19 protein-coding genes are annotated in these 16459 nt (G+C 48.0%); 8 read left to right on the top strand and 11 right to left on the bottom strand.

The genetic code is table 11. The annotated features are described in order from the left end of the window. Window positions 1-59 precede the first annotated feature (59 nt). Complete coding sequence (locus ACPEPR_RS01245; RefSeq protein ID WP_016658494.1) at window positions 60-431, top strand: hypothetical protein; 372 nt, start codon at window positions 60-62, stop codon at window positions 429-431. A 232-nt stretch (window positions 432-663) separates the two neighbouring features. Beyond that, a complete protein-coding gene (locus ACPEPR_RS01240) occupies window positions 664-1893 on the top strand; it encodes an MFS transporter (protein ID WP_104500020.1) in 1230 nt (409 codons plus the stop codon). Between the two features lie 114 nt (window positions 1894-2007). Here the strand turns inward: ACPEPR_RS01240 and ACPEPR_RS01235 are convergent, their stop codons facing one another. The 4 genes from ACPEPR_RS01235 to ACPEPR_RS01220 all read right to left on the bottom strand — a co-directional run bounded on the left by ACPEPR_RS01235 (window position 2008) and on the right by ACPEPR_RS01220 (window position 5153). After that, a complete protein-coding gene (locus ACPEPR_RS01235) occupies window positions 2008-2307 on the bottom strand; it encodes a DUF3817 domain-containing protein (protein ID WP_045795347.1) in 300 nt (99 codons plus the stop codon). 286 nt (window positions 2308-2593) lie between these two features. Next, complete coding sequence (gene sodC / locus ACPEPR_RS01230; protein WP_104471529.1) at window positions 2594-3139, bottom strand: superoxide dismutase family protein; 546 nt, start codon at window positions 3137-3139, stop codon at window positions 2594-2596. A gap of 105 nt (window positions 3140-3244) precedes the next feature. After that, window positions 3245-4372 carry an AI-2E family transporter gene (locus tag ACPEPR_RS01225; protein ID WP_162182848.1) on the bottom strand — a complete coding sequence of 376 codons (1128 nt, stop codon included), beginning with the start codon at window positions 4370-4372 and terminating at the stop codon, window positions 3245-3247. 136 nt (window positions 4373-4508) lie between these two features. Beyond that, window positions 4509-5153, bottom strand: coding sequence for a ParA family protein (locus ACPEPR_RS01220; RefSeq protein WP_005180385.1), 645 nt, complete (start codon window positions 5151-5153; stop codon window positions 4509-4511). Between the two features lie 119 nt (window positions 5154-5272). Here ACPEPR_RS01220 and ACPEPR_RS01215 point away from each other — a divergent pair, with 119 nt between their 5' ends. Both ACPEPR_RS01215 and ACPEPR_RS01210 read left to right on the top strand, forming a co-directional pair. Beyond that, entirely contained in the window at window positions 5273-5740 is a 468-nt protein-coding gene (locus ACPEPR_RS01215) for a Holliday junction resolvase-like protein (RefSeq protein WP_005180383.1), read from the top strand. Between the two features lie 25 nt (window positions 5741-5765). Further along, window positions 5766-6356, top strand: a complete 591-nt coding sequence (locus tag ACPEPR_RS01210; protein WP_323126853.1) for a hypothetical protein — start codon at window positions 5766-5768, stop codon at window positions 6354-6356. Window positions 6357-6362: 6 nt separating this feature from the next. Here the strand turns inward: ACPEPR_RS01210 and ACPEPR_RS01205 are convergent, their stop codons facing one another. Next, the gene (locus tag ACPEPR_RS01205) at window positions 6363-6989 is read right to left on the bottom strand and encodes a class I SAM-dependent methyltransferase (protein WP_168384184.1); all 627 of its coding nucleotides are present in this window, start codon (window positions 6987-6989) and stop codon (window positions 6363-6365) included. Window positions 6990-7189: 200 nt separating this feature from the next. On the opposite strand from ACPEPR_RS01205, the gene ACPEPR_RS01200 reads away from it, so the two are divergent. Together ACPEPR_RS01200 and ACPEPR_RS01195 are read left to right on the top strand one after the other, a co-directional pair. After that, on the top strand, window positions 7190-7723 hold the full coding sequence (locus tag ACPEPR_RS01200) for a hypothetical protein (protein ID WP_370459245.1): 534 nt from the start codon (window positions 7190-7192) through the stop codon (window positions 7721-7723). Window positions 7724-7778: 55 nt separating this feature from the next. Next, window positions 7779-8198, top strand: coding sequence for a protease inhibitor I42 family protein (locus tag ACPEPR_RS01195; protein WP_423561817.1), 420 nt, complete (start codon window positions 7779-7781; stop codon window positions 8196-8198). 57 nt (window positions 8199-8255) lie between these two features. Here the strand turns inward: ACPEPR_RS01195 and ACPEPR_RS01190 are convergent, their stop codons facing one another. After that, window positions 8256-8588, bottom strand: coding sequence for a HopJ type III effector protein (locus ACPEPR_RS01190; RefSeq protein WP_035363454.1), 333 nt, complete (start codon window positions 8586-8588; stop codon window positions 8256-8258). Between the two features lie 173 nt (window positions 8589-8761). Here ACPEPR_RS01190 and crcB point away from each other — a divergent pair, with 173 nt between their 5' ends. Next, a complete protein-coding gene (gene crcB / locus ACPEPR_RS01185) occupies window positions 8762-9142 on the top strand; it encodes a fluoride efflux transporter CrcB (protein ID WP_423561816.1) in 381 nt (126 codons plus the stop codon). A 106-nt stretch (window positions 9143-9248) separates the two neighbouring features. Here the strand turns inward: crcB and ACPEPR_RS01180 are convergent, their stop codons facing one another. The 4 genes from ACPEPR_RS01180 to ACPEPR_RS01165 all read right to left on the bottom strand — a co-directional run bounded on the left by ACPEPR_RS01180 (window position 9249) and on the right by ACPEPR_RS01165 (window position 12918). Next, complete coding sequence (locus ACPEPR_RS01180; protein ID WP_016658507.1) at window positions 9249-9506, bottom strand: type B 50S ribosomal protein L31; 258 nt, start codon at window positions 9504-9506, stop codon at window positions 9249-9251. A 108-nt stretch (window positions 9507-9614) separates the two neighbouring features. Next, a complete protein-coding gene (locus ACPEPR_RS01175; RefSeq protein ID WP_016658508.1) occupies window positions 9615-10913 on the bottom strand; it encodes an ABC1 kinase family protein in 1299 nt (432 codons plus the stop codon). 156 nt (window positions 10914-11069) lie between these two features. Then, window positions 11070-12368, bottom strand: coding sequence for an MATE family efflux transporter (locus tag ACPEPR_RS01170; protein WP_075168245.1), 1299 nt, complete (start codon window positions 12366-12368; stop codon window positions 11070-11072). Window positions 12369-12459: 91 nt separating this feature from the next. Continuing rightward, window positions 12460-12918, bottom strand: a complete 459-nt coding sequence (locus tag ACPEPR_RS01165) for a DMT family transporter (RefSeq protein ID WP_016658510.1) — start codon at window positions 12916-12918, stop codon at window positions 12460-12462. Between the two features lie 127 nt (window positions 12919-13045). Here ACPEPR_RS01165 and hemW point away from each other — a divergent pair, with 127 nt between their 5' ends. Further along, window positions 13046-14200: a radical SAM family heme chaperone HemW gene (gene hemW / locus ACPEPR_RS01160; RefSeq protein ID WP_168416610.1), complete on the top strand. Its 1155-nt coding sequence runs from the start codon at window positions 13046-13048 to the stop codon at window positions 14198-14200. A 91-nt stretch (window positions 14201-14291) separates the two neighbouring features. Here the strand turns inward: hemW and ACPEPR_RS01155 are convergent, their stop codons facing one another. Further along, complete coding sequence (locus ACPEPR_RS01155; RefSeq protein ID WP_423561815.1) at window positions 14292-16115, bottom strand: acyl-CoA dehydrogenase C-terminal domain-containing protein; 1824 nt, start codon at window positions 16113-16115, stop codon at window positions 14292-14294. Between the last annotated feature and the right edge of the window lie 344 nt (window positions 16116-16459).

The raw sequence follows: 16459 nt of genomic DNA, 5'->3' as shown, positions 1-16459 counted from the left end.
GTGTTAAGCGCAAAAAGCCGGCATCATTTTTACAGTGTTGAATCAGTTTGGATAGAGTTATGTTTCGTTTCGCTGCAATGGCAGGACTGGCGATTGCTGTTACAGGATGTGCCACCACCCAGAATATTGTGTCTAAAGTGACACCATCTGCCGAAACACCGTTGGCACAGGTGTTAAAAGAGCGTCCAGATTTACGTAAACAGCTGGCGACAGTCGAGCTGCGTCAATTCTTTAATAATGTCGAGTCACCGACTGCGGCCCAGGTTAAAGTGACTGAAACCGGTTTAATGGATGATTCGGTACGCTCGATTCGTACCATTTACAGTTTTAAACTGGTCAATGGCGACTGGGAAAAAGTGAAAACTGAAAAGAGCTATCAATGTCTGCGCGGCAAAAATACCAAGACTTTCCAGAAGGCTGTATGTCCTTAATCCGCTTGAATCTTTTAATGATTTTGATTGAAAAGCGTAGCTAAACCCTACGCTTTTCTGTTTTTAAAACCGGGGATTTATACTGGTTTCGTTCAGCTGCTTTAGCTAAGTGTTGCTGCCGGAAGTTCAGCATTTCCCCATCAGAAAAGTCACAGATTTTAAAAATAAACTCTGCTACACTGCGCCCGTTGTTATGATTGCAGCCTGCTGATCTGGCAGGCTTTTGAGCGCTATGCAAACCACTCCAACTACAACGCTCTCCCGCGCCACCTTAATGTTTCCGCTGGCTTTGGTGCTGTTCGAATTTTCTGTCTATATCGGCAATGATCTGGTACAGCCGGCCATGCTCGCCATTACCCAGGATTTTGGCGTCAGCAGTTCCTGGGCAGCCTCTTCGATGTCGTTTTATCTGCTCGGCGGTGCCTGTGTCGCGGCCATTTTAGGCCCTTTATCGGACCGTTTAGGCCGTAAAAAAGTCCTGCTGGGTGGGGTACTGTTTTTTGTGGTGACCTGCCTGCTGATTTTATTGACCCAGAACATCGAAAGCTTTTTATTGCTGCGCTTTTTGCAGGGCTTTGGCCTGTCGGTAATAACTGCGGTGGGCTATGCCGCCATTCAGGAAAGTTTTGCCGAACGCGATGCAATTAAAGTCATGGCACTCATGGCCAATGTATCGCTGCTGGCGCCGCTACTGGGGCCAGTGTTGGGTGCGTTTATGATCGAGCATGTGTCCTGGCATTGGGGCTTTATTGGGATTGCAGCTTTGGCGGCTGTAAGCTGGCTCGGACTGAAAGCCAAAATGCCGGAGCAGCAGCTTAGTATTCCAAAACAGCCGATTGGCTATATCTGGGATGATTTTAAACAGGTACTGAAAAACCGCCGTTTTCTGACCATGACCTTTGCCTTGCCGCTCTTAAGCATGCCGCTGATGTTATGGATTGCCTTGTCGCCGGTGATGCTGGTGGAACAGCTCGGTCTGAGCAGTCTGCAATATGGTCTGGCCCAATTTCCGGTGTTGGGCGGGCTGATTGCCGGGAATCTATTGCTGCTGAAAATCATTGACCGTTTTGCTTTGGGACAGACTGTGCTGATGGGCTTGCCACTCATGTTGGTCGGTACCTTGCTGTTAATTCTTGGTCTGCTCATACCGGACTATTTGATCTGGTGTCTGATTCTGGGCATGACTTTAATCAGCTTTGGCGAGGGTATCAGTTTTTCAATTATTTACCGTTTTGCCCTGATGTCGTCCGAAGTGTCTAAAGGGACGGTGGCCGCAACTGCTTCTGTGCTAATGATGCTGAGCTTTTTTGTGGTGATTGAACTGGTGCGCATGCTCTACAGTCATTTTGAACTGTGGGCTTATAGCCTGTCTTGTTTTGCCTTAATCGCCTTGTGGTTTGCTTATCCGCGGCTGAGTCTGAAACAGATTATGCGCGAACGTGCCGAAAGCGGTCAGTTTTAAGCGGGCTGATCATCTGGCATTTATCAATAGGATAATGGGGTTAAAAGGCCAAAAAACAAAGGCATCCAGCAGATAGTAATCTGGTGAATGCCTGATTGATCGATGAGTCTGGAGTTACACTTCGACCTGCGGCTGTGCCATTTTCTTCAGTTTGGCATCAAAAATAAACGGGCCAAACGGTAAAATTGAAGCAATCACGCCCATTAAAAACACCTGAATTGACCATTTCTGTTTTTCACAGACCACGAACAGCACCACCAGAAAGGCAATAAACAGCACACCGTGGCCCATGCCGACGTATTTCACCAGAATTGGGTTACCCCATATATATTTCAGTGGCATGGCAATAAACAGCAAGGCCAGAAAAGATAAACCTTCTAAAAAACCCACCACGCGCAAGCTTTGGATGTTCATACTCTGCAATTTCCCCATAGATCTAGTTGCAGTGTAGCGAATATTGGCGCAGAGGGCCATGCTTTTTAGTGCACGGCCCGGTTTTAAGTTTTTGTTTTTTAATATAAATCAGACTGTAGGACTTGGTTTTTGCTAAGCTGTTGATGTTGAAATAAAAGCCTGATAATTAATCTTGTAGCCTCAGATTGCTATTTAATCTAGGCATAGAAAAAGGCACTCATCGCTATGGATAAGTGCCTTAAAAATCAGAAAACTGTGGATAAGTCGGGATTTATCCGCACAAGGTTTAGATCACGCCACAGGCAATTCGGTCACCACCACCGCCTAACGGTTTTGGCGTATCGGCATAGTTATCGCCACCGGCATGAATCATGAGCGCCAGACCTTGTACATCCTGTAATTTCAGACGCGGCGCCAGTAGGGTGACACGTGCCGTGCCATCGGCTGCCACATTCAGGACCGGTAAATCACCAAGATGGCCGCTTAATGGATTGCCATGGTTGGGTGCCTGATTCGGGTTAAAGTGACCACCTGCGGCTAGCGCAGCCTGCATTTTACCATCTTTTTCTGCTGGGGCGCAGGAGCCGTTTTCATGAATATGGAAACCATGTGGACCTGGTGGTAACTGGGTCAGATTGGTACGGATAACCAGACCTGCAGCACTATCGGTCAGTTGGACTTCACCGAGCTGGGCGCCAATGCCTTGGGCAGAGACCGCATTAACGGCAACGTTTTTACTGGCGCCAATCATAGTATCGGGTGTGGTGGTACAGCCGACTCCGACCAGCGCGGTAAACGCACATAAAGCACCGAGTTTAAAAAGTGGGGTCATGGTTTGCATCCTGTCTTATTCGAATATGTGGCTTCATTCAAACAAGGCTCAGGAGGCAACACAATGCAGTTTGCGTACAGGCGTGTATAAGTTTCTTAATGAAATTTAGCCTTTTGGTGCAGCCGGTCCCTGATCATCGGGCAGGTCATAGGCCATGGTGGTTTTTGGCATCATCATGGCCTCGGCTTCATTGGTTTCATGCAGCCATTCACGCCAGATTGCCAGCAAGACTGCCAGAATCACCGGACCAATAAACAGGCCAATCAGGCCAAAGCTGGCAATGCCGCCCAGAACCCCGAACATGATCAGCAGGAATGGAATCTGGGTGGCGCCAGAAATCACCAGCGGGCGAATTACGTTATCTGCGGTACTAACCACACACACGCCCCAGGCCATCACCCCAATTGCTTCAATGGTTTGCCCCTGCGAGAACAGCCACAGTGCCACCGAGCCATAGGCCAGCGGTGGGCCAAACGGAATCAGGGCAAACAGGAAAGTGACAATGGTCAATACCATCGGGTTTGGCACCCCGGCCACAAAGTAGCTGACCCCGGCCAAAAGTGCCTGGGCAATTGCAGTCAAGCCAACCCCGTAAACCACCGCACGGGTGGTTTCAGAAATGGTATCTAAATAATGGTGTACACGTGGTCCGATCACCATTTCCAGCGCTTTACTGACCTGATTTAAAATGGTCTGGCCATCACGATAGAAGAAGAACAGCGACAGCATGGCAAAGCCGAGTTTAATTAAATTGCGGCTAATTTCACTGAGCAGGAAACGGCCATAATTCAGATGGCCTTGAATCCAGACCGAAATGGAATTAATGATACTGTTCGGATCTTCATTAATTTCACGTAAGGAACGGCTAATTTCTTTGCCGACAAAGGGCAGATCGCGGATAAAATCCGGCACATTCAAATGCCCAGAAAAGACCTGTTTCTGTAATTCGTAATACAGGTTACGACCTTCATGCTGCAAGATAAAAATGGCAAAGGTCAATGGAATACCGACTACCAGTGTCACCAGAATCATCATAATTGTGGCACTTAAGGTCGGCCGTGGACCGCACATACGCTGTACCGACTGATACAGCGGCCAAGTCATATAGGCAATAATAGTGGCCCAAACTACAGGAACAATAAAGTATTTGAGGACATGAAAGCTCAAAAAAATCAGGACAAAAAATAGTCCAAATAGCAAGACTTTTTGTAAAGTGGGCGCGTATTGTTGCACTGAGTTCACTGGCTCATTCCTAAGGTCTTGAAGCATATTAACTGAAAACCCAGCGCTCGCAAATGAACGCTGCGTAAGTTCTGTTAAATATTGAAGCGGGAGTGGAAAGGCAAAAGCCGTTTAATCGCTTAGGCGCTTAGAACCATTGGGCCGGATCATCAATAATCGCATTCAGGACAGGTTGCCACTGATTTTGAATGGTCAGGTAATTTTTCTGGGTTTTATCAAATACGCTTAAGCCCTGCATCGCCAGTTGACCATAGGCAGCACGTTCAGAAATCCAGGCCACCGGTTCCTGTTCAATTTTTTCAAAGAAATCACGAATTTCTTTGGAGCTGGCACTGTTGGCCTTGACCCGGTTGGCCAGCAGTAAAATCTGAACCTTGCCTTTACGAATCCGTTTAATTTCCTGCAAATGCTTTAAAAAGCGACGGGTCGAATCAATATCGAAGAAGGAGGGCTGCAGCGGGGTAATAATCGCATGTGCTTCACTAATCAGCTGCTCGGCCTGATCACCAGATAATGCCCCCGGCGCATCAATAATCAGGTATTCGATATTTTTAGGCGCATCACCGACCGATTTTTCATGACGCCAGTCCAGACTCTGAATGGGAGCGGCGCTTTCTGGACGCTGTTTTAACCATTGTCGTGCAGATTTCTGGTTATCGGCATCGGCCAGGGCGACTTTATATCCTTTTTGGGCTAAGGCGGAAGCTAAACTGATGGCGGTAATGGTTTTTCCACATCCACCTTTTTGATTGGCGACTAAGATTGTTTTCATGACCCTACTAAAGATTTTATTCTGCTCATCCCTAGCATATCATTGTTTGATGTGCTGGAGATGACCGTTGACAAAAGTCGTAGCGCTGCTTGCAAATTTTAAAAAATCAGGAAAACCCCATGTCGATATGGATGGCAATGCTTATAGGCGCTGCAATAGGAGTGGTGCTGACCACCATCATTTTAAGTCATAGCCGCAATGGCCGGATTAAGGCCGAATATGAACAGTATATTGCCGAGCTGGAGCTGGAACATCAGCAGGCACTGGCGCAGGCCCAAAAGCGCAGCGTCAATACCAGCCGCGCGGTGCTCAAAGGGAAAATGGCCGAGCAGATGGCACCAATTATGCCGCAATTTGAATACTTGCCCAGCGATGCCAAATTTCTGGGCGATCCGGTCGATTATATCGTATTTGATGGCTATACCGACTTTCGGGATGGCGATGGTCGGGCTGAGGATATTCAGGTGGTGTTAATTGATATTAAAAGTGGCGGCGCACGTCTGACCAAAGGCCAGCAGGCCATTGCCGAAGCCATTCAGCAAGGGCGACTGCGTTTTGAAACCATCCGTATTGATTTCGAGGATTAACCTTTTTTGATGACTGAACTTTCTTGTGAATAAAATACTGCTCAGCCTGGTGGGACTAGCCCTGATGATCTGGCTGTGGTCGGAATATTTTCGTGCCATCCCGCATCTACAGCAGTCGGGGGTGTTAAAGAACTTTGCACTGGAAACTGAAGGACATTTTTCCGGGCAGTATCAGGTCGTGGCAAAACGTTACTACAGTCCGGATCGCCGGGTGATTCATCCGGCTGCACCGGTGGTGGGACATTTTAATGATTTGGCCTATGTCAGCAATATTGATCTGCTGCTGGCCAAAGAAGATTTTAGCGCATCAGATCAGGCCCAAACAGTCGATTTTGAACAGACCCAGCGCTGCTATCAGTTTCAGTTGGTGTCCACTAGCCCGCTTGCAGCACAACAGGTGATTGCCAACACGCTCAATATTAGCGCCATTGCTGCCAGTGAACAGATTGCCCAGCGCTTACGCCGTGTTAAAGCCGGGCAGCGTATTGTGCTGCGCGGCGAGTGGGTCAAGGTGCGTTCAGTCAGCACGGGGCAGTATTTTCAGATCAACCATTACCCGCTACCAGCGAACAATTGCCGGATAGTACGGGTGCAGCAGCTTCAAGTACTGGATTAACCGCGTTTAAGCCGGTTTACGCACACGGGCCAGCAGCATCCGCTGGCCAATTTTCGGAATACCGGCCGCATCTATCTCGTATTTTTCCTGAAATTCAAAACCGGCCTGCTGTAACAGCAGCGCCAGATCGCGGTTGAGATGACAGCCATCCGCCAGCCGTTTTTGTAGCGGCGTGAGTAGATGCTGCAAGCGTTGAATATATAAATTTTCAGGATGCAGCACATGCTCGACCAGATGCAGGCAACCACCCGGTTTCAGTACCCGATAAATTTCGGCCAGACACTGTTCAATCTGTTGCACGCTGCATAAGGTCCAGGTTGATACTACATGCTCCAGACGATTATCGGCAAAATCCAGCTGCTCAGCTTTGCCAGCCAGATGCTCCACCAGAATGGCACTGTCACGAATCCGTGTTTCGGCCAGCTGGAAAATCTCCAGGTTTGGCTCCAGCGCATAGACTACATCGACATTTTGGTAAAAGGGTAAATTCAGCCCGGTGCCAAAGCCAATCTCCAGTACCTCACCCTCAATTGGCAGCAGCAATTCACGGCGTAAATCCATCAGGCTCGGCGTCTGCATCACCTGATTCAGCAGGTGTGGGAAAATATGCTGTTGATAGAATTTATAAAGCATTGAAATCACATATTTTTATTTAATCTATGTTTATTTTAACTGAGCCGCGCAGGCAAAGACAAAAATGAGACCAAAGGTAACTATTTTCTTACCATTTCTTTATTTTCTGCTGATCAACATCAATTAATATCAAAGATATATCTGTTCTGACTGAAGGATCTGAGAATCTCATGAAGCTGCGCTTTGGACTTATTTCGCTTATGACGGCCGCCCTATTACAGACCAGTGCCATGGCATCGGTCGACTATAATATTGCCAAAGGGTTAGCGCCGGCATCTGCCGATCAGTCGATTTCGGTCTTGCAGTCCTTTCGTGGCGATTTCCGGATTTTAGGTTCAAAAACCTATACCGATGATGAGCAGGCCAAGTTTTCTCCGATTGATTATGCCGTGAGCTGGGGCCTGTTTGCAGAGCCGGAAATTGCCCGGCATATTACGGTAAATCAGTACGACCGCTATTTAAACTGGAAGATGGATCGTTTGCCGGTGCCGGCAGAGCAGGCCATGCAGATGGTTTCCAATATGCACATCATTCCAGCCAATCCGAACATTGCCAAACAGATCAAGCAGGTCAAACGTGGTGATCTGGTGCGTTTAAGCGGGGAACTGGTGGAAGTTAAAGACAAAGATATGGTCTGGACGTCATCACTCACCCCGACCGATACCGGCGATGGTGCCTGTGAAGTGTTTCGGGTCAGTTCAATCCAGTGGATTGAAAAAGTAAAACGTAGTTAATGTGGCCTGATGGGTAAAATGTAGCGGCAGGGGAATGTCGATGAATCATAGGTGGATGAATCATAGCAAGACGCTCATTCTCTGTAGCTGGCTGGGGCTGTTGACCCTCAGCGGTTGTGGCAGTGTCAGTACCCCGGTCGATGGTACTCATGTTTATCATGCCGATCAGCAATGTCCGGCACTGTTAAATTTAAAGATCGGGGAAACTCTGGAATTGCGTCTGGCAGAAAATCCAGCCACCGGCTATCACTGGTCGGTGATGCAACATCCGTCCATCTTTAAGCTGGAAACCTTGTATCTACAGGCGGATGCAGAAAATACTCAGCATGACTCCGCGCAGTTACATGCGGCTGGAGAAAAAACTTTCCGTTTTCGTGCGGTTCAGGTCGGTGAAGGACTGATTCATTTAAAACAGGCCAGGGCGGGAGAACCGCTTCCCTTGGCAGAATGGAAATGCCGGGTGCGCGTGGCTTAAGACCTGAACATCAGACATAAAAAAACCTCTGTTTTAGAGGTTTTTCGTTTTAAAGGCTTATTTGGCCGTCAGCGCTTCGCCTTCAAACTGTACACCAGCCCAACCTTGCTGCATAAACTGGCGGATATTCTGGTGATCGGTGGCTTCAGGCGTAGCCAGTACCGCCGCATAGTGTTCAGCAAACAGGCTTAAGGTTTGCGCGTGGTCTAAGCCATTTAATTTGGCAAAACTCAGTACTTTGGCGCTGCCCTGGTTTTCGGTGGCGGCATTGTGTTGCTGGCCATTGCTAAACGCAGTTGGCGTGTGGGTATAACGTGCATCAATATAGGCAATCACATCGGCAAAGTTCGCTTTGCCTGCATGCAGCTGGGCCAATAAATCTTGAGCCATCATGTTCTCAGTCCATAGAAAAAATTGGTAAAAGCCCTGCGACAATAGCATGTTTTTTCGCAGGGGTTTAGCCTATTTCGGCCTCAATTTTTGCACCCATTAGATGAAAAAATCTGCGCTTTGGCCCAACTTGTGGATAAAATGGCAGTTATACACATGGGAATCAACACGACATGAATTGGCTTTGGGTGGCATTGGGTGGAGCAATCGGGGCAAGTCTACGCTATGGCCTGAGTCTGTGGCTATTTAAGCCCGGTGTGTTATTTCCCTGGCCGACCTGGTCGGTGAATCTGCTCGGCTGTTTTGCTGCCGGAATATTCTTTGCCTTCAGCCAAAAGTTCCCGGTACTACAACAGGAGCTTCGACTGTTTCTAATGGTGGGTATTTTAGGCGGCTTTACCACCTTTTCCAGTTTTGGGCTGGAAACCTTTCAATTGCTGAAACAGGGACACACCAGCGTGGCGTTAATGTATGTGATCTCAAGTGTGATTTTGGGTGTGCTCTGTCTGGCGGTGGGTTTTTATCAGTTTCAGGTGCTATTAAATACGAAATAAAAAACAGGAAAATCAACTGCATAAAATAAAAAAATGAAGCCTAGCTGGAGATAAAGGTCTAGACTTCATAAAGGATGTGTATGCCAATTTTTTTCTACTGCGCGGCTTAGTCCTTGCTGCGTTTAAAACGGGCAAAGCGTTTATTGAAGCTGGCGACACGGCCTTCATTGCTGGCCTGACGCTGCTCACCGGTATAAAACGGATGCGAAGCACTGGAAATATCTAAAGTCATATAGGGATAGATTTTGCCCTGATATTCCTTGGTCTGCTGCGGCTTCAGGGTGCTGCCAATAATAAAATAGGCATCGGCATTGGTGTCGTGAAACAGCACTTCCTGATATTCGGGATGGATCTCTGGACGCATAACAATTCCTCATGTTTGTTGAATTGTGTAATGTTATAACGTAACAAATAAAAAGTAAAGTCAGCCCGAATGGGTCATTCGGGCTCAGCGTGGTTTTTAATATATAGTTTAAGCGTGTGGTGGAACCAGTTCTTCAAACAGATCATTTAAATTGTCATGCACTTTTAAATGAATCAGATTCCAGTAATGACCCGATACCGTACGGTTGACCATTAAGGTATCGGGTGATGGCTTGAATACATCCCAATATTTTAACGAGGGTTTCATCAGTTCCATACCATCATGATGGGCCGAGTTTTCGGCAAAATCATAATCGGTGGTCAAAGGGCGCATCAGCACTTCCAGCCAGGCCTGATACAGTTCTGGCGGGAATTTGCCTTGCTCGGACAGGGAGTGCAGGGCAGTCAGTTCCTGTTCCATTAAGGCAATATTCTGGGCACGGCCGGCCTGAATCAGCGCTTTAAAATGCTGCACAATGTCATTGGACAAGGTCTTCACACCGCCGTAATCATAAATAATCACGCTGCCATCTTCACGGAAGGCAAAGTTACCCGGATGCGGGTCACAGTGGAAACGCTTGAGATAGAAAATTTCCTGACCAATAGCGCGAAACAGCCGGCGTCCCAGTTCATTCCGGGTCGCCAGTGGCCACTGGCTGGCGGTTTCAATACTGTCACCCTGTTCCAGACTTAACGTTAAAATATGCCGGGTCGAATAGTCCTTAAAGACCTGCGGAATAATAATTTTACTGTCCAGCGCCTGATGGAAGGTACGCGCCACTTCCAGGTTTTGTGCTTCAATCTGGTAGTTCAGCTCATTGTCCAGACTGTCCTGAATTTCCTGAAACAGTTTGTCCTGCAATTTGCGGTCAATTTTTAACACACCCATTAAACGCAAGGCCAGACGCACCTGTTTCAGGTCACTTTCACAGGCTTCATCGACACCCGGATACTGGATTTTCACTACCACCTGTTCACCCGTCGGCAAAATTGCCTTATGTACCTGGCCAATGGACGCGGCGGCAAATGGGGTTTCATCAAAATGCTGGAAAATCTGCGCGAGGGGCTTGCCCAGTTCTTTTTCGATTTGTGCCTGAATTTCGGCAAAAGGCATGGGCGGTGCCTGACGTTGTAATTTGCTGATGGCCCGCGCCACTTCTGGTGGGAAAATATCTTTATATTGCGAGGCAATTTGCCCCACTTTCATGACCGCACCTTTCATTTCTCCCAAGGTATCGGCAATCTGGATACCAATATCCTGAAACAGTTTGCTGCGTGCGGCATTCTTCTGCTCGTCATCGGCAGAAAAGTTTTTAATTGAATTGGAAACGGTTTTGGTGGCGATACTGGCGGTCATACTGGCCAGTTTCATAAAGCGACGACCCGGTGTACTAGCCGTTTTTGCCATGCGAGGTTCCTTAAGATCATCTTGACTATCTGCCTTGAGCATACCGACAGTTGGGTGAAAAGCCTACTTTAAATTGTTAATAAGCAAATTCACTACATGTTGCACATCAAAAAGCCGGCGGTAATGGCCGGCTAAAGATGATGAGAGGCGAATCGCTTAGCTGCTTTGACTCAGGCGCTGGTTGTTCATATACAACCGGATCAGCAACAGTACACAGGCCACGCTCAAGCCGACAATCAGGCCGACCCAGACCCCGGCGGCGCCCATGCTGCCAAAGCGGGAAAAGTATACCCCGACCGGAAAGGCAATGACCCAGTAGGCCAGCATGGTAATCCACATTGGGCCTTTGGTGTCCTGCATACCGCGCAAACAGCCGGCTGCACTAATTTGCCAGGCATCCATTAGCTGGTAGGCAATTGCAAACAGCAGCAGATACATTGCCACCTGTGCCACATCGACATCCGAGGTATAAATCGAAATAATTTCCGGACGGAACAGCCACATAAAACTCATGGTCATAAAGGCCAGCAGGGTTGCGGTAATCAGCCCCAAATACTGCACGCGGCGCATGGCAGCCCAGTTTTTTTCACCATAATAGGTGCCAATGCGGATGGTCAGTGCAATGGCTAGAGACATCGGAATCATAAACAGCTGTGAGGTCACCGACATGGCAATCTGGTGTGCTGCTACCAGCGTTTCCCCTAAGGGGCTAATCACGATGGCTGCGGTACTGAAAATACTGACTTCAAAGAAAATTGCCAAACCAATCGGCAGGCCGAGCATTAAAATCCGTTTCATCCAGTAACGGTCGATGGGTTCCCAGCGGGTGAAAATCTGGGTGCTTTGGTAGGCGCTGCTTTTGGAAATGTACAGCGCCAGGGTAATAAACATCAGCCACTGTAAAATGGCCGTGGCAAAGCCGCAGCCGGCACTGCCCAGTTCAGGCAGCGGCCCTAAACCATACATAAAGATCAGGTTCAACGGCACCAGTACTACCAGCGCCAGCAGACTGATGACCGTTACCGGCCGTGGATAACCCAGCGCCTCGGAATAGCCACGTAGCGCAGCATACATGGTCACCGCCGGCATACCAAACCCAATGGCATGCAGAAACAGTCCAGCTTTCGGTTGCAGGCTTTCTGGTACTCCAAGCAGCGGCAATAACAGCGGTGCCAGCTGTAAAATCAGGCAGGCAATCCAGCCCAAAATAAACGCCACCCATAACGATTGCCGGGCAATGGTGGCAATTTTTTCCGGTGTACGCGCACCATTAGCCTCGGCCACCAGCGGCGTGGTGGCAATCATGATGCCGCTAAACAGCAGCATCACCGGAAGCCACAGCCCCACACCGACTGCAATTGCGGCTAAATCGGTCGGTGAAAACTGACCGGCCATAATGGTATCAATTAGCCCCAGACCGGCCTGGGCAAATTGCGTCACCAGAATCGGAATCATTAAACGGAACAGTTGTTTTAATTCAAAACGTGTGCTGCCAAGCGTAGCCACAGTTATTACCCATATTCATCATGTGCTTAGAACAGAGCGATTAGCGTTGTAAAGTGAGAAGCACACCTATAAAAATCACCACGCCACCCAGAAGACGTTGCCAGTTGATGGGTGCTTTTTCTGTGCCCAGGACACCAAAATGATCGACCAGCATCGACATGGCAATCTGGCCAAACAGGATTAAACCGGTCAGGGTGAGATAGCCGAGTTTCGGTGCTGCATAAATACTTAAGCTGATGGCATAAACCCCTAACACGCCGCCCAGCCACATATACCAGGGCAAATGGACGATCTCGTGCAGATTGGGTTTGGGAACCTGTTGAAAAAACACCAAAATAGCCAGCACTATTGTACCAACCAAAAACGAGAAAAGGGCAGCCTGCAAAGGAGAATATAAATATTCGCGTAGCTGGGTATTGATGGCGGTTTGCAGGGTCATGGCAATCCCGATCCCCATGGCCAGTGGCATTAAAAGCAGTAATTGCGAAGATATTTTCATCATTCTAACACGCTAATTCTTCTGTAATTTTTTCTAGTGTAGCGGTATTCGCTGTGAGATTTTATCGGTGTCCTGATGCAGTCATGTTAAAATATGCATCTTCCTTTGCTGTTTTTGAGCTTGTTCCTTGGCTGAATTGAATCCTGCGTCTGTTCCCTTGTCCCTCTATATTCACATGCCGTGGTGTGTGCGCAAGTGTCCGTATTGCGACTTTAACTCGCATGCCGTCCCGGATGGCAAACTGTCACTAGATTTGGAGCAGCAATATTTACAGGCTTTGGTCGCCGATTTTAATACGCAGCTGGAATTTGCCCAGGGCCGTGAAATTCACAGTGTGTTTATTGGCGGTGGGACCCCATCGCTGATTTCAGCAGTCGGTTATCAATGGCTGTTTACACAGCTTAAAGCGCTGTTGCCGTTTCAAGACGAGTGCGAAATTACCTTAGAGGCCAATCCGGGCACCATTGAACATGATCCTTTTGCCGGTTATCTGGCGGCGGGAATTAACCGCCTGTCAATTGGCGTGCAAAGTTTTAATAGCGATCATCTGCAAAAACTGGGCCGGATTCATAGTCAGAGCGATGCGCTTTCAGCGATTCACTTGGCGCGTGAGGCCGGCTTTCAGCGCATTAACGTCGATTTGATGCATGGTTTGCCGGAGCAGACTTTAGAACAGGCCTTAAATGATTTAAAACTGGCGGTCGAGCAGGGCGCAACCCATATTTCCTGGTATCAGCTGACCATTGAACCGAATACCGTGTTTTTCCGCACCCAGCCGGTGTTACCGGTCGATGAGGTGCTGGAAGCGATTCAGGAACAGGGTGAGGCCTATTTAAAGGCCAATGGTTTTATCAATTATGAAGTGTCAGCGTGGCGGAAGGAGCGACCTTCGGCACATAATTTGAATTACTGGCAATTTGGCGATTATCTGGCGATTGGCGCTGGTGCGCATGGCAAAGTCACCCGACCAGATGGGGTATACCGTTTCCAGAAAACCCGCCTGCCAAAAGATTATCTGGCCAAGGTGCCGGCCGAGCATGGACAGTTCAAACGGATTACCGCTGAGGAGATGCCGTTTGAGTTTATGATGAATGCACTACGTTTAAATAAAGGTGTGGATGCTCATCTTTATACAGCACGTACAGGTTTAAGTCTGGATGATTTGGCACCGGTATTAACCTCACTACGTCAGCGCAAGTTGCTGGTGGAAGATGCCAGCCGGCTGGCCTGTACTGAACAGGGGCATGTGTTTTTAAATTCAGTACTGGAAGAGTTTTTATAACAATCCAAAACCTTCGCTTAGGATATTCACTGTTTTTACAGCATCCATAAAAAAGACCGCTTGCGCGGTCTTTTCTTTTTGGGGCTTTGACTTAGTAGTCGAAGCTAAAATGTTCTGGTGCTAATGCAGTCATGGTTTTAGATGGATTGACCATCGCTTCGGCATGACCTTGGGTACGTGGCAATAAGCGTTCAAAGTAGAAATCTGCCACTTTGATTTTCGCTTTGTAGAATTCTGGGGTTTCTGCGCCATCATTCGATGCCAGTTTGGCCGATGCAACGGCCGCCTGCTGTGCCCAGAAGTAAGCCATCATCACATAACCCGAGAACATCAGGAAGTCGACAGAGGCACTTGAGACGATATCGCGGTCTTTACGTGCCGCCAGCATGATGCGTACCGTCAGGGCATTCCACTGCGCGCATAGCTTGGTTAAGTCCCAGGCAAAACGGCGCATGTATTTATTGCGGGCATGCTGACCACAGAATTTCAGAATTTCTGCGGTATAGTCACGAATCACTTTACCTTTTGAGGTCAGCAGTACTTTACGGCCAATCAGGTCAAGCGCCTGTACACCGGTGGTGCCTTCATACAGGGTCGAGATACGCGAGTCACGTACAATCTGTTCCATGCCCCATTCTTTGATATAGCCATGACCGCCATAAACCTGCATGCCATGGTTGGCGGCTTCATAGCCCATTTCAGTCAGGAAGCCTTTTAGAATTGGAGTATAGAAACCGAGGTGATCATCATGCTGTTCAAAGGCAGCGGTATCGCCACGCTCCAGTGCATCGGTCATTTTGTCGGCAATTTGTGCGGCATGATAAATCATGGCACGACCACCTTCAGCAATAGCTTTTTGCGTCAGCAGCATACGGCGCACATCGGCATGGTGAATAATGGCATCGGCCACTTTTTCCGGATCTTTTTTACCAGACAGGGCACGCATTGACATCCGTTCTTTGGCATACGGTAAAGCGCCCTGGAAGGCCAGTTCCGCATGACAGATCCCCTGAATCGCGGTACCAATACGGGCAGTATTCATAAAGGTAAACATGGCATGCAGGCCTTTGTTCGGCTCGCCAATTAAATAACCCACCGCATTGTCAAAGTTCAGCACTGCGGTTGCTGACGCGCGAATCCCCATTTTGTGTTCAATTGAACCACAGGTCACCGGGTTACGCTCACCCACGCCACCGTCTACAGATGGCAGGAATTTCGGTACGATAAACAGGGAAATGCCTTTGGTGCCAGCCGGAGCATCCGGTAAACGTGCCAGTACAATATGTACAATATTTTCGGTCAGGTCATGTTCACCGGCAGAAATAAAGATTTTGGTGCCTGAAATGGCATAAGTGCCGTCGGCTTGCGGTTCTGCTTTGGTTTTCACCTGACCTAAGTCAGTACCACATTGTGGCTCGGTCAAACACATGGTTCCTGACCAGGTGCCTGCCACCAAATGCGGCAGATAAGTATCTTTTTGTTCCTCTGTGCCGTACTGGATAATGGTGTTGATACAGCCCACACTTAAACCCGGATACATCTGGAATGACCAGTTGGCTGTGCCCATCATTTCAGATTTGATCAGGTTTAACGACATTGGCAGGTTTTGACCGCCGTACTGTTCTGGATAAGACAGACCTTGCCAGCCGCTTTGCACAAATTGGTCATAGGCTTCTTTAAAGCCTTTTGGCGTTTTCACTTCGCCATTTTCAAAATGACAGCCTTCCTGGTCGCCGGTCTGGTTCAAAGGAGAGAGGACATTTTCACAAAAATCAGCCGCCCCTTCGAGAATCATGTCGACTGTTTCTGGATCTGCTGCTTCACCGTTAGACAAAGTTTGATAATGTGCTGGATAGTCAAACACTTCATTCATTAAGAAACGAATGTCGTGTAAAGGCGCTTTATATGCTGGCATAACATTAATCCTGATTTAAAAATAGTTTTGGATTATCTGATCGGATAGTTTGATTATTCACACTGCGCATCAAAATACATTGATGTTGAATTCAGTTAAAAATGTCAGAAAAGCGAATCAATAGAATCTTATAGACGTGGGATCAGTTCTAATTTAGGAGAAAATCCTGCCCTTGTCACCACTGTTTTTTGTATTCTATTTATTTAAATTATAACAAAATAAAACATAAGTGAGCATGATCTAGGACCAAAGCCTAATGGCCGGCAAGGTGTTTAAATCTGGGCAAAACGGTTGCCATATTTGTGTCATTAAATCCAATCATAATGCGGGTTAATTGTGCAGCC

Origin of the sequence: Acinetobacter sp. AND/436 (assembly GCF_049546925.1) — a bacterium.
GTDB classification, from domain to species: domain Bacteria; phylum Pseudomonadota; class Gammaproteobacteria; order Pseudomonadales; family Moraxellaceae; genus Acinetobacter; species Acinetobacter indicus.
Note: the sequence above shows the minus strand (reverse complement) of the source record. Positions and strands in the feature narration are given on the sequence as shown.

Excerpts from the sequence above, each read along its gene's own strand:
- ACPEPR_RS01245 (WP_016658494.1), top strand. The coding sequence starts at position 60 with ATGTTTCGTTTCGCTGCAATGGCAGGACTGGCGATTGCTGTTACAGGA.
- ACPEPR_RS01240 (WP_104500020.1), top strand. The coding sequence starts at position 664 with ATGCAAACCACTCCAACTACAACGCTCTCCCGCGCCACCTTAATGTTT.
- ACPEPR_RS01235 (WP_045795347.1), bottom strand. The coding sequence starts at position 2,307 with ATGAACATCCAAAGCTTGCGCGTGGTGGGTTTTTTAGAAGGTTTATCT.
- sodC (WP_104471529.1), bottom strand. The coding sequence starts at position 3,139 with ATGACCCCACTTTTTAAACTCGGTGCTTTATGTGCGTTTACCGCGCTG.
- ACPEPR_RS01220 (WP_005180385.1), bottom strand. The coding sequence starts at position 5,153 with ATGAAAACAATCTTAGTCGCCAATCAAAAAGGTGGATGTGGAAAAACC.
- ACPEPR_RS01215 (WP_005180383.1), top strand. The coding sequence starts at position 5,273 with ATGTCGATATGGATGGCAATGCTTATAGGCGCTGCAATAGGAGTGGTG.
- ACPEPR_RS01205 (WP_168384184.1), bottom strand. The coding sequence starts at position 6,989 with ATGCTTTATAAATTCTATCAACAGCATATTTTCCCACACCTGCTGAAT.
- ACPEPR_RS01200 (WP_370459245.1), top strand. The coding sequence starts at position 7,190 with ATGACGGCCGCCCTATTACAGACCAGTGCCATGGCATCGGTCGACTAT.
- ACPEPR_RS01195 (WP_423561817.1), top strand. The coding sequence starts at position 7,779 with ATGAATCATAGCAAGACGCTCATTCTCTGTAGCTGGCTGGGGCTGTTG.
- ACPEPR_RS01190 (WP_035363454.1), bottom strand. The coding sequence starts at position 8,588 with ATGGCTCAAGATTTATTGGCCCAGCTGCATGCAGGCAAAGCGAACTTT.
- crcB (WP_423561816.1), top strand. The coding sequence starts at position 8,762 with ATGAATTGGCTTTGGGTGGCATTGGGTGGAGCAATCGGGGCAAGTCTA.
- ACPEPR_RS01180 (WP_016658507.1), bottom strand. The coding sequence starts at position 9,506 with ATGCGTCCAGAGATCCATCCCGAATATCAGGAAGTGCTGTTTCACGAC.
- ACPEPR_RS01175 (WP_016658508.1), bottom strand. The coding sequence starts at position 10,913 with ATGGCAAAAACGGCTAGTACACCGGGTCGTCGCTTTATGAAACTGGCC.
- ACPEPR_RS01170 (WP_075168245.1), bottom strand. The coding sequence starts at position 12,368 with ATGATTCCGATTCTGGTGACGCAATTTGCCCAGGCCGGTCTGGGGCTA.
- ACPEPR_RS01165 (WP_016658510.1), bottom strand. The coding sequence starts at position 12,918 with ATGAAAATATCTTCGCAATTACTGCTTTTAATGCCACTGGCCATGGGG.
- ACPEPR_RS01155 (WP_423561815.1), bottom strand. The coding sequence starts at position 16,115 with ATGCCAGCATATAAAGCGCCTTTACACGACATTCGTTTCTTAATGAAT.